This is a genomic window from Sinorhizobium sojae CCBAU 05684 (assembly GCF_002288525.1).
GTDB classification, from domain to species: domain Bacteria; phylum Pseudomonadota; class Alphaproteobacteria; order Rhizobiales; family Rhizobiaceae; genus Sinorhizobium; species Sinorhizobium sojae.
This window is the reverse complement of record NZ_CP023067.1, coordinates 1,105,396-1,117,513: the sequence shown is the minus strand read 5'-3', so window position 1 is coordinate 1,117,513 and position 12,118 is coordinate 1,105,396. Positions and strand designations below refer to the sequence as shown.

Annotated in this window: 9 protein-coding genes; 5 read left to right on the top strand and 4 right to left on the bottom strand. The window is 57.8% G+C overall.

The window, feature by feature from the left end; all coding sequences use genetic code 11:
• Nucleotides 1-1,393 precede the first annotated feature (1,393 nt).
• The 4 genes from SJ05684_RS05500 to SJ05684_RS05470 all read right to left on the bottom strand — a co-directional run bounded on the left by SJ05684_RS05500 (nt 1,394) and on the right by SJ05684_RS05470 (nt 7,588).
• On the bottom strand, nt 1,394-2,338 hold the full coding sequence (locus tag SJ05684_RS05500; protein WP_034858834.1) for a lysozyme inhibitor LprI family protein: 945 nt from the start codon (nt 2,336-2,338) through the stop codon (nt 1,394-1,396).
• An 85-nt stretch (nt 2,339-2,423) separates the two neighbouring features.
• The gene (locus SJ05684_RS30285) at nt 2,424-4,643 is read right to left on the bottom strand and encodes an ATP-binding protein (RefSeq protein WP_244426722.1); all 2,220 of its coding nucleotides are present in this window, start codon (nt 4,641-4,643) and stop codon (nt 2,424-2,426) included.
• A gap of 644 nt (nt 4,644-5,287) precedes the next feature.
• Nucleotides 5,288-5,974 (bottom strand): hypothetical protein, encoded by a 687-nt coding sequence (locus tag SJ05684_RS05475; RefSeq protein WP_034858830.1) that lies wholly within the window; start codon nt 5,972-5,974, stop codon nt 5,288-5,290.
• Nucleotides 5,975-6,400: 426 nt separating this feature from the next.
• A complete protein-coding gene (locus SJ05684_RS05470; protein WP_244426724.1) occupies nt 6,401-7,588 on the bottom strand; it encodes a serine hydrolase domain-containing protein in 1,188 nt (395 codons plus the stop codon).
• Between the two features lie 208 nt (nt 7,589-7,796).
• Here SJ05684_RS05470 and SJ05684_RS05465 point away from each other — a divergent pair, with 208 nt between their 5' ends.
• From SJ05684_RS05465 to SJ05684_RS05445, 5 genes are all read left to right on the top strand, one after another.
• Nucleotides 7,797-8,774: a hypothetical protein gene (locus SJ05684_RS05465; protein ID WP_172901113.1), complete on the top strand. Its 978-nt coding sequence runs from the start codon at nt 7,797-7,799 to the stop codon at nt 8,772-8,774.
• Nucleotides 8,775-8,842: 68 nt separating this feature from the next.
• Nucleotides 8,843-9,553, top strand: a complete 711-nt coding sequence (locus tag SJ05684_RS05460) for an SH3 domain-containing protein (protein ID WP_244426721.1) — start codon at nt 8,843-8,845, stop codon at nt 9,551-9,553.
• A gap of 164 nt (nt 9,554-9,717) precedes the next feature.
• Nucleotides 9,718-11,352, top strand: coding sequence for a RecQ family ATP-dependent DNA helicase (locus SJ05684_RS05455; RefSeq protein WP_083846268.1), 1,635 nt, complete (start codon nt 9,718-9,720; stop codon nt 11,350-11,352).
• A gap of 324 nt (nt 11,353-11,676) precedes the next feature.
• Nucleotides 11,677-11,859: a hypothetical protein gene (locus SJ05684_RS05450; protein WP_157212025.1), complete on the top strand. Its 183-nt coding sequence runs from the start codon at nt 11,677-11,679 to the stop codon at nt 11,857-11,859.
• A gap of 2 nt (nt 11,860-11,861) precedes the next feature.
• Nucleotides 11,862-12,044 (top strand): hypothetical protein, encoded by a 183-nt coding sequence (locus SJ05684_RS05445; protein ID WP_034858822.1) that lies wholly within the window; start codon nt 11,862-11,864, stop codon nt 12,042-12,044.
• The last annotated feature ends 74 nt before the right edge of the window (nt 12,045-12,118 follow it).

The window sequence follows — 12,118 nt, the reverse complement described above, 5'->3', positions numbered from 1 at the left end:
AGTGCGTATTTCGACGAAGTCCTGATCACACCGTCCACGATCATCGACATCGAACTCGGGATCACGCGGATCGCAGTAGATATCGGGCATACGAGACGGGGTTGCTATCGTCGCTGCACACAGGTCCGTCAGGGCAGGTCGAGGCGTCCACCATTTGGTCTACGCATGACATGAAACGAGTACGGCTCCCTCCGATACACCCCGCTCTCTGGCCTGTCGAACAACTCGGTCGAAGCTTTCTTGCCGCCGCCGTTGGGCCGTGGACTACTACCTTCCCAAATCAGTGATTCTTCAGGCGGGCCCATGGCTACTATCCGGATGATCGAGATTGAGAACTTCCGCAGCATCAAGCACTTGGTGTGGTATCCCACACTCGGATTGAATTGCCTGATCAGGTGACAGCGGCAAATCCACGATCCTGGATGCGATCGACCTGTGTCTCGGGGCGCCATGGACGGTGCAGTTCACCGATGCGGATCTCCATAAGCTGGATATCGAAACGCCATCAGCATCACGATCATCCTCTTCAGCTTGGGGCACGAACTCAAGTCGATCGACGTCTACGGCATGTACCTGCGAAGTTTCGATGAAGCGGCGCGCAAAGTCGAGGATGAGCCGGGCAGCGGATCGGAGACCGTTCTGTGCCTGAACCTCAAGGTGGAAAGCGATCCGGAGCCGACATGGCCCCTGATGTCCGATCGCGCGCAGGCGACAGGTCATGCGCGAAACCTCTCCTGGGCTGATCGGGAACGACACGTGAGGATCGGAGCCCTATCGGATTCACAATCTCTCTGGAGACGTGGATCGATCCTCAATCGCCTGACCGACGAATCCGCCGACGCTTCGACCGCCCTGCTTGCGGCGGCCCGGGAGGCGGCCCGAAATCCTCGGAGCAGTACAGGCGCTTCGATCCTTCGATCGTGTGCGCCTGGTGTCCCGAACGCTTTCCTTGATGCGGCGATCCGCATTCGCGAGCAGAGCCGGATGATCGGAAGACGGGTTCCACCGCGAGCTGCCGGGAGCCCTCTCCTTCTCAAGGGCCTGGAGGCGGATATTGGACAAGCATCCGGATCTTCTTGAGGAGGTCAGAGCCGCCTAGGCCAAGTCGTTCTTCATTTTCCGTCATGCAGTATCGCCCCCTCGTGGACCTGTGCAGAATGCACGCGATCGGCACGTCACGTCCGCCCGGGACGGGGCGCCCAACACGCTCGTCTGGAGGAAACGCATCCCGATGAGGTCTGCGCGGAAATGGTTGCCGACGCCGAAGCCAAGCGTTCCTCTGAAGCATCATCCTGCGGTGCTCGGGCCAGAGGCCCCAAGCTGGCTCCATCTCTATCGAGAAGCGACGAGTGGGGCCGGAATCCCCACCAAGAAACCTGGATACGCTCCCGCGTCAGTGGCCCTCACGACTTTCGATGAATTCTTGAAGACTTTCGGCACGCTCTTCGGCAAGCGCCTGACGCCATTCCGCCATCAGCATGGGATGAAGCGTTCCGCCCTCGGCAAATGACGCAAAGAACAACGCATCGCGCTTCGAGAATTCCTCCCACGCAGCCTGGCTCTCTTCCAGCAATCGAAGGTTGATGCCCGGAATTTCCCGGATAGTTGCCACTAGGTGAGCGACCTCCTCCTCGGCAGCTTGGAGATTTTGGACGGCATCAATGGTCATCTGCATCTGCGTGAATGGAAGCGTGCCCTCGATATGCTTGACCGTGATCCAGTCACAAGCCTCGATGAACTCAGCGGCCGCACCGCAGAAGCCGGCGACGTCCTCGTCCTTGTAAGGGCGCTGACCTGAGAGTTCGTGTACCAGAATGTGCCGGGAGGTGAAGATCCCGCTCAACAGCCGCATAGTCGTATCGACGTCTTTGATAATCGGCTCTAAGGGGAAGCCATCCTGATCCTCCGTCCAGCGCCGATGAGAGGTCCGAAGCTCCTCCTTCGCGTCTGGAAGCAAGGTCATCAGAACCTTCATGATGGCGTCGACACTGCTCAAGCTGATCGCGTGCGCAACGATGTCGCCAGGACTGAATTTCTGCTTTTCGACGCTGTCCGCAAAGATGAAGTCGAGTTTGAAATCCTTCACCAGGAGCCTCGCCCTCTCAGCGAAAACCTCCTCGCTGGAGTCGACCATCTGCCCGACCATGGATCGCACGAACACTTCAAGGATTGTGGCCAGCCTAACCACCACGTGGTCGCCGATGAAGGTCTCGCCTAGAGGCCTTGCCTCCCAGGTCTTTGCCAGCTCGGCGATCTGGGAAACAAGATCCGATGCCCGCCGCGGCTTCCCGTGGCGCTCCTTCCACTCGATAATCTGCTGCGGGTCGAGATATTTCATCCGGAATAGATATCAAACCTGATGATCCGGGCAATCCACCGGTCCTGGGAAACATTTCTTCCGAGAGCTATCATCATACAGTCGGCTAGTTGGACTTCTTCAGCGACGAGAACATCGACAGAAGGTCCGCGTTGGAAAACGATCCGCCTGAGGCCGGACGTAGTTCGCTGGGGGACTGCGAGCGCGGCGCCGGATTTCGGATCTCCTCACGCTGCTGCCTGTATTCTTCAATCTGCTGGATCGCCGCAATCCGTTCCTCGAACTCCCTCTTCTTCCAGTAGAATGCCGTCGTCGATGTCAGACCTTCTATTTTCTCGATGTACTCTAACCATTCACCGATCACCTGCTCCGGATCTTCGTTGCCGCCGATCCTGTTCATATCGAGCGCATCCACCGCCTCCTCGGCCGCCTCATCGAAATTGCTATAAAAACGTTCCGACATTTCTAATTTGGCGGAACCTAGATTGGACGCGAGTGCGGCGAGATCCTCGAGCTCCATCACATACTCCCGATCGGCCGATAGGTATCTGAAGATTTCGAGGCGAAGGTATCTGGCGTAGGCTCGCGCGTACGGGAATTTGCTATATGTATCCTCAAGTGCGTCGATCAGAGCGGGAAGGTTTCCTTCATCTGTCCAAAAAAGCCTTTTGATGCCCGGTCTCCGGAGTAACTCGCAGTAGCCGGTGTCGCCCGTTGCCAGAACGAGATCACCAACCAGATCGGCGAGCTCGTGCAGGGGGAGCTTTCCTTCGACGTGACCACCGATAAAGGAAATCAGCAATGCGTCCGCCACCTGCGCTCGCATTTTGCCGGAAGCTCGTGTGTCCATTTTCCCCCATAGCGAGATAGCGCAGGCAACGGATGGCACGCAGCGGGCAAGCGTCGAGAGAACCGTTGCGTCTCGAGTCTCGCGCGACAGGTAGTCCTGTACGGAGGGATTGATGAAGTTGACCCGGCCTCCATCAATCACGACGAAAGACGATTTCACCTCGCGAAGCGTGTCTTCAAACATCGTCGCACGCAGCTCCGCCTTCGTGATTGCGCCGAACCCCACGATCGCACGTTCAAAAAACACCTGGAGTGTTTCCAGCCTTACGCCAGGCTCGGAGAAGCGCTCCTGCTCGGCGAAGTACATGCAGTAGAGGAGGATTTGGGCGTTGGGACTGATGTGCTGCCTGAAGGCCTTGTCCCAGATCTTGTCCGGGTTTGCGAGGGTCTGCAGAAAGACTTTCGGATATTCAGACGGAGGTACGTCGCGCTGCCTGATCTCGTCGGTCATCCACTGGATGATGCGCGGCATGTAGTTACGATGGTCCACAATCTGACGGACCGTGTCGCCTGCCAGGAGGGCCTGAATCGAATCCTGGTCGATCTCCGAATGATAGAGATGATTGTAGAGGATACGCGCCTTCAGCTCCCTGGTATAGGTCGCGAGGTTAAGCACCATTTCAGACACCTCGACTTTCGTGTCGTCGAGCGCCTCGGACAGCGCCCGCGCCGCCTGCAGGATGTAGGAGCGCGTCGTCAGGATGAACCGTTTTCCCTTGTCCTTGTGCATCATGGACATGAAGCGCACGATCCTGCCGTCGTCTCGCGCCAAAGACGCGGGATCGAGCCTGATTTTACCGAGGAAATCATCGAAGACGAAGACTTGCCGATTGTCGCGTTGGAATGCGCGGAAGCCGTCTTCGATCGAGGTGATCGAAACCAGTTCCCAACCCTCATCGCTGTATTCGGCGGCGAGAACCTGGGCCAGGGTCGTCTTGCCGACACCTGGTGGCCCGGAAACGATCAGGCAGTGAGTTGCCTTGAGGATTTCCGCTGATTTCTTGAGACTGGGATTGACGACGAAGACCTTTAGAATTCGCTCGATCTCGTCGTAAGTTGCCTCGGTAAAAACTGCGATGTCGTTCTTGAGCAGCCTGTCGAGCACCGCGGCGCTGGACAACCAAAGCTTGATGTTCTGCCTTTCGACCGCAGAGTGCTTAGCCAGATATGCGTTCAGCTCCGCACGGCCCCAGATGTTCGATGCATCCACCGAGGGGTGATCGAGCAGCGAAACGAGCGTTTTTTTTCGGGCTGACGTGAGGGGCTGGGAGGTAAGAAGGTAGTACTCCGACGGCTTCAGCTTTACGAGGTTCTTCTTCTCGGCCTTGACCGCCTTCTGAAGATCCGACCATGTGCTGTTCTTGTAGTGTTTCGCTTGAAGGATGATGTCGCCATTCGCCTGGCCATGGCGGCCATCCACACCACCATCGGCACCTTCGGAAAATCTTTCGAACCTGAGGCCCGTTTCCGCAGCCACCAGGTCGACGCAGAGACCTTCGAACTCGACCGGTGACAGGTTGGCGAAATCGTATCGATCCGGCATCAGCAGGTGACCCCAATAGAGTAAACCGCTGTGATGCTACTGATAACCTTGAGACAGTCTAGCGTTCGACCCTGCATGGCGGCTGCGAATCCGACGCCTTCCCCAATCAAATTGACGATGCCCGGCTCGCTCGCGACATTAGTAGGCGGCTGGGCCTACCTTTTTAGGGCGAGATCTATCGGAGCTTGCACGGCGAAGTATGTCCTCTAAAAGCGATCTCCGCGCAGGCTTGTCTTTCCTCGCGTTTGAGCGACGGCCCGCTGGTGCGCGATCAGCGGCAAGCGCCCCGCGCCTTCTTCGTCGCATCTGGATCGTGCTCGACGGCGATACCATGGAGATCAATGGCGAGCGCATCCGCATGCACGCCTGCACGGGGAGGGTGCTCAGGAAAACGGGCAGAGCGCCAAATTGGAGGACGGATCTCCCAGAGTGCGAGAGGCTTAGCAATACACAGTCGGGGGGTAAGACCCAACACTCCTTCGCAGTAGTGTAACGTCTCAAGAGTCAGGTATAAGAGAAACCTGTTTTGGACGAAGTGGCGCAGACATCGTCGTTTCCCATCTAAAGTCTGCCGATGGTTATGGGTTGACCTCGGTCGGAATTAGTTTATCGCGCACGGCCGATAGATTTGTTTGCACGGCTCCCAGCTTGGAAGCCACAACGGCATTTAGTCGAGCTATTTCTGGCGCCTTCTGACTGGGTATCCCATGGGCATCTCCACTACAGTTGTTACCCAAAGCAAGGTCACTTGATTCACTAAAGTTGGTCAACGCTATATCTAGCTGTGACAGAGCGTCTTCCATCCGCAAATCTATCTGCTTTATTCGACCGTTTTGTTCACTGATTTGCCGCCGGATGCCCTTTACTGATTCGATAGCATCACTGACATCTATGATGGCGGTGATTTCTGACTTCACTGCGTATTTTAAAGGTGGTGCCAGTGTATCGCTATTGATGGTTATCTGGGGTGGTGGGAGTGTAGCTACCGCCCCCTGGCTAAGGGGTTCGACGCGAAAGTGTACCATGTGGACGCTGTTAGATGTCAAAGCGCTGAGGCCGGCGGCGACGACAAAACAGAACGCCCCTACATACATAAATCGTGTGAGTAAGCGCTCCCGACCGGCGCTCATTTCGCGGATCGCAAGCGCAATAATGACAAGTACCAACATCAAGCCGGCCAGGCCGAGTGGACCGAATTTCAGTAGGTTCGCCGCACCGGCAAAGTATGAACCTATGTCTACCGTCGGCCCTTCTGCTGCATTCATCTTATGCCCCTACAATCCGTCGCCCTAAAAACAATCTTAGCTTGCATCAGTAGAGGCTAAATGTCGAGGGCCGTGGAGCCCCACTGGGCGTCTGAAGCTCCGCGGGCATCTGGCCGACGCGTGGGGCCGGCGCGGTATAGTGATCGGGTATCTCTTCGGGCTTCGTTGAAATAATGGGACTTTGACGCGATGTACGATTCGCAGTCCGATAGAGGTAATCGGGTACAGTCCCTCAAGTATCCTTCAGGAAGCCGAGCGCCGCAAAAACGCACCGACGATCAGATCTGAACAATGGTAGCAGTCCTGAAGTGCTTTGACGCGCGCGAAGTTGCGCCATCGCGCGTGACGTTCCGACCGACAGGAAGGGTCGCTCAATCGGCCTATTCGCGCTTAGATCTTGAGCGGTGGCGCACTTTTAGGAAGCTGTCACTGCGCGGCCGCCTCAAGCGCATCATGAGCTCTGAAGGTCTCGCATTCGAGTGCGTCGCCGTTGGTCCACGCTTTCCAATCGCTGATCTGGACGATGACCGTGTCGCTCTCCGGATACAAATGGACGAACTGTCCGTCTCGGCCGACTGCCGTGAAATCAGTCCTGTTTTGTCTAAGCCACCAATAGTAGCGGTAGTCGAGCGGGCAGCCAGCATTTTGGGATTGATTCCCGTCCGGGATTGCGTCCTCTTCGCCCAACCGTTTTGTGGCGATCTCGAACCAGGCGCTCGGAATGACTTGCTTTCCCTGCCCGTTTCGACCCTCTCCCAGAACCAGCAATCCAAACCGCGCGAGATCGCGGACGGTCGCGCGCAGGCAGCATGGTCCGATTGCCGTTCCCGCCTTGTCGACGCCCCAGCTCGCGTCGGCTTCCGCTCCGATCGATGCCCAAAGGCCCTTCTCCATGAACTGGAGCAAAGACCTATCGTCAAGAATGTTCTCCGCCGTAACTGATGCGACCGCTGCGTCGAGTGCCGAGTAGTTGAAGTGCTGACCTGCCGTGCTTGGGAACACAAAACGATGGGCGAATGTCGGGATGCTTTCCATCAAGCCTTCTCGAACTTTGGAGCGAAACAGCTCCGCTCCGGAAAAGAAGCCGTGCCACCCGTATTCGGTCCACCACACCCCGGAACGCATTCGCAGCACGTTGTCGAGCGGAACGTTCGCATAGGCGCTCGGTATGCCTCTTCTAAGCTCGCCGACGTAGTCCCCGATGGGGCGATCAAGTACACGTTCGAACTGCTCCCGTGTCCGGGCCCCGTACCTCGTTGCGATGGCGTGTCCCAGCAGAGTGGACGTGATCGACTTGGTCACCGATGCGATGCCGTAGCGTCTGTCCGGCCCATTCGGTTCGCCTTTGTCGTCCTCACAGATTTCCGGGTCATAGTTGTATTTCTCGAATCTGATTTTCCCGCTTCTAACAACGAGTAACGCGCAGATCCTGGCGTACCGCATAAAGTCTGAAATTCGGCAACGAGACGAGGCCCCTTCCTTGCACTCGAACTCGACGTCACCGATTTCCCGGCCTTCCGGCAGCGGGCGCGCGACCGGTGGCGCGTGAACAATTCCATTGCGCGATGCGGAGGCGTCCGCGGGACTCAGAAACAACAGCAAAGCCGCCGTCACTCGGGTCAATAGGTATCTCAAGCTCCCCTCCCCATTAGCCTGTGCAACACGCACCTCGAGCCTAAATCGTCGTGAAGACACCTAGATTTATATGCAACCTAGCGAAGAAGCCTGAACCTGCCAATCATTCCACCGCATGTTTCGCGGATGGTGTGGCAATCCATCCGTCTTGATGGCGCAATGTTTGCAGCGCCCTCATGCTGCAAAAATGGACTCGCTTTTCTGCGCAACCTATGGGAGCATTCGATGTGACGGCATGAGAGAGAGGGTCGATGTCCGACTGCCGCCACCGGGGGGAACTATGAAGTCCGTTTTTATGCTCGCGGGTCTCGCGGCTACAGTCCTGCTGGTCGGCTGCGCCACGACCCAGCCAGCTCGCGTCCAGGCAATAAGAAGCTCCGCCATTCAAAGTGTCGTAGACGACATGAAGCGCCAGGTGAGCGTCTACGTCGCCTATCAGAACTCCCCACAAGGAACGCGAAGCGTGATAAACGCCTCGGCCACCAAGACTTGCGGAAATGGGCTCATCGATTTTGACGTCAAGTCCGTCAAGCTGGAAGTCTTGACGACCCACGAAAGCAGTGTCGAAGGAGGGGTGGGCTTCGGCCCCGTCGTGACTGGTTCTGCAACGCTGTCAGGGGGGCTCGGTGCGGGCCGGTCCGTCTCAAACACCCAGGAACTCGTCCTTGCCGCGGAGATGCTTCCGAACCGCTCCTTCGTGTACGCAGGAAGGGAGAGCGTCGAGTCGGCCCCAATCGCTGGCACGCTCATCAATCTTCGAGACGCTCTGATCAAGGCCGGAGAAGTACAGAACCGCGTATGTTTCAAGACGACCAAGGACGCCGATGACGGGAACACTTACAAGATCGCCCTGAATATAGAAGACCACGGCGGCGGCAATATCGCGCTGGGCCTTGCGCCCCTCGCCTTCGATGTCTCCGGCGAAACCAAGAGCACGACTGGCAACACGCTGACCGTTACCTTCGAACCCCACGAGTTCACGCAGGCGGAGGTGGCTAATGTTCGCCGACACGGCGGTCGCGGAAAGGTGGACGTCGGCAACAGCTCGGTTTGGTCGACGCCGGTCGTTCCGAAGGCGAAGGCTGGTACCGGAAATGATTGCCCTCCTGGCAGCGTCGATCCTGCCTGCCAGGGAACATTCAACAAGAAGAATCCGGAGATGTGACGAGCTTCGCAGCCGTGCTTCGGGATTGCCCCGCAACAGTTTCGACATGACCCGGATAGCGCTCAAGGGTGACGTTGTCACAGGCCTACATCTCCGAGATGGGGGCTGATCCCGCCTTGGTGCAGTTGGCGCTTCAGTATGACAGTGGCGACATGCGGTACCTGTCTCTGAGCGAAATGGCGCAATTCCGGGTGACGACCGACAGCTCCTCATCCGCAAGTCTGGAGGAAAAGCCCATTGTCCCCGAGCGACAGCCTTCGACACTCCCATTGTCCAGCCCCCCTATGCAGGCGAGCGGGCGTTTCGTGGTTCCGGAAGCTCGCTCGGGCGCGGTACGACACCCGAAGGGCCGAGCTGCCCTGAAGTCAAGGCCAGACAACAAGTCGAGTACCGTGGCCACGCTGAAGAATGGAGCGCCCGTTGATATTCTGGCCAGTGTAGACAGGTGGTTTGAAGTCCGACAGGCAGGAACCAATGGCTTCTTGCATGAAACCCAGGTTTCGGTTCGGGAGTACGACGGAGGTGCTTTCGAAGACAGGCACGTCCAAGTTCCAAGCTTCGATAACTACCTGGACGCCGAGGCTTTTGTTCGCGCATCGTCGCTACCCCTTGCGGCCTACCTGGTTTCGAGCGGTTGGTTCGCCATCACGCTGAAAGACACCTATGGCGTCGAGACTGCCGTCGACATCATGAAGATGCTGAAGGCACGTGGCGCCGTCCCTGATGACGCGTTCGTCACCTACGGCAACACTTACGTTCGGAAGGTGTGCTGTGAGTGAGGCATGGACGTTCCAGAGAGGGTTGGCGGTGGACATCCTGATATTTACTCGCTTCGACAGGCACCATTTCCTCTCGTCCCCAATCCCGACCGCGGTCACCTTTTGTCAGCGAGTTTCAGCTATCTTCGCGGCAGCAAAGGTAACGGCATGACGAGTACGGCTTCGTGAGCAAGTGGGAAGAGACCCGCCGCTTGGTTCTTGAGCGAGACGGTCACCGGTGCGTCTCGTGTTCAACGAAGCTGAGTTCGCGCGACGCCGACGTCCATCATCTTCTTCCGAGATCGATGGGAGGCTCCGACGAGCTCTCGAATCTTGTCACCCTCTGCGACGGCTGCCACGCGGCGCACCACCCGAACCTCGCCGGGGGCCTCGCACGACGGGTTATCGAACGCTGGGCCATGCGTCTCGCCCGATGGCTGGATGAAGAAGCACGGACACTCGGAGCCGACATGAATTTCGGGCCCGTCCTGCGCCTGTTCGGCACGTCCCATTTTCGCGGAGGGCAGCTTCCGATCGTCCTTGCAGCGCTTTCCGGGAAATCGATCCCGGTTGTCAGCCCCACAGGATCAGGGAAGTCGTTGTGCTTCCAGCTCCCTGCCCTGCTTCGCCACGGGATTACGATCATCGTCAGCCCGCTGAAGACCCTTATGAGCGACCAGGTTTCCGGGCTCTTGCGAAAGAAGATACCGGCCACGTTCATCAACAGCGCACTCGGGTCTGAGGAAAAGGAGATCCGCTATTCCTTGGTTAGCAGGAATGCAGTGAAGTTCCTTTACGTTGCTCCGGAGCGCTTTTTCGTGAAGCGACAGGGAGAACGCGAAGCACTATCGCGCAGCCGACCCGAATACCTCGTCGTCGATGAGGCCCATTGCGTCGATCAATGGGGCCGTGACTTCCGGCCCGAATATGGACGCCTGAGCGAGGTCCGTGCCAGCCTTGGTTCGCCACCGATCCTTGCCTTCACCGCCACTGCCGGGCAGGCAATGCAGAAGCGAATCCTTTCGTCCCTCGGCATCGAGGACGCGACGGTGTTCGTCCGCGGCGTCGACCGTCCCAACATTGCGCTGATCAGATGGATCGCGCCGCCAGGAGCTCGTCACCACGAGATCGCCAAGCTGCTGCGGCTCCCAATGTTTGCCAGCCGTAAGGCGATGATCTACGTACCGACGGCGCGCATCGGCCAGGAGTTGCAGCACGACCTCCGCAACAATGCCCTCGAGGTTCCCTTCTATCATTCGAAACTTGGAACCGAGTGGGAGCGGCAGGAATTGCTGAAGCGGTTTCAAGGAGAGAGCCGCCCGCTCGTCAACCACATCATCTGCACGAACGCCTTCGGCATGGGATTGGATGTTCCCGACGTTCGTCTGGTGATCCATTGGCAGCAGCCCGCTTCGGTGGAGGACTATCTACAGGAATTCGGCCGAGCTGGTCGCGACGGCAGGCAATCCGTCGCCGTTACGTTCATCGAAACCGCACGCCGCGCCAGCCGAGACGTTGGACTCCTTCGGTTTATGGCCGAAAAGACCGCCAGCGGTTCGGGTCTGGACGAGATCACGGCGCGGGCGATGCTGCTGCAGCGGTTCTCTCAGATAGACGATCTCACCGCCCTTCTTGGCTCGAAGGACTGCTTCCGCAAGGGACTCGTCGAGTACTTCGAGGGCCCGAAAGTGCCTGTTCGCCAAGGACTTGGGCGGGCGATCCTAAACTGGGTTTTCAGCCGGCAGAGCTGGGTCGGGAGTATGACATTGCCGACGTCGACGGCTACAGACCTGTTCCCCTCAGCGCGGCGGACTTTGTGAAAAGCTGAATTCCTGTCGGTCTTTTCAACGACCCGGTTAGTCGGCTGATCTTCCAAACAGTTCGTGGAAAACCTTGGCGCTCCGCCGAGGCGATGTTGCACGTCAATTTTCTCCTGGCTCCGTCTGCCGCGGCATCGAGCGACGCTCTTTGGTTTGTCCGCTTGTGGCACACGTGCCCATTCAGCTCCCGTCGTCCGACTTCCGCTGTCCACCCAACCACGACGCTGATAAAGGCGAATTCTCGACCCATCGCAGACGTTCAAGCTGGCGGAGAAGGTGAAGAAGCCTTAACCGTTCATCGCGGCGGGATTGAGGTGGAGCGGCTTGCTAAAGAAGCCGGCGCGGCTGTCATCCAACCGAATTCAATATTTCGTGCGTGATAACTGGCTTGATGCGATTGAGATCATCAAGACGTTGACGACCGCGCTGGAAAATAGCGCCCGCACGGTCAGCGACGGGAACCCCTTTGAGCCTGTGCCGTTCTCGTTCACACCAAAAGGAGAATGATCATGGCAACCAAGGACACGAACGCGAAACCGGAGCAGACGAATCCGGCCGACGTCCATCAACCTGCGGATCGAAAGAAACATCAGGACGAGGAGTCGATCGCGCCGCCGACAGTCCAGCCACCAGGCGCTAAGGACACGAGTGAGAAACCAAAGGTGAATCCAGTTACGGGAGGAACGCTGTAATCCCGTCACGTGTTTGCCGGCTTTAGGACCTGCGCAGCCGACAGGTCTCTTGGAACGAATCCTTCTCATAAGCG

Coding starts and splice junctions, on each gene's coding strand:
- SJ05684_RS05475 (WP_034858830.1), bottom strand. CDS start 5,974: ATGAATGCAGCAGAAGGGCCGACGGTAGACATAGGTTCATACTTTGCC.
- SJ05684_RS05445 (WP_034858822.1), top strand. CDS start 11,862: ATGGCAACCAAGGACACGAACGCGAAACCGGAGCAGACGAATCCGGCC.
- SJ05684_RS05465 (WP_172901113.1), top strand. CDS start 7,797: ATGGACTCGCTTTTCTGCGCAACCTATGGGAGCATTCGATGTGACGGC.
- SJ05684_RS05500 (WP_034858834.1), bottom strand. CDS start 2,338: ATGAAATATCTCGACCCGCAGCAGATTATCGAGTGGAAGGAGCGCCAC.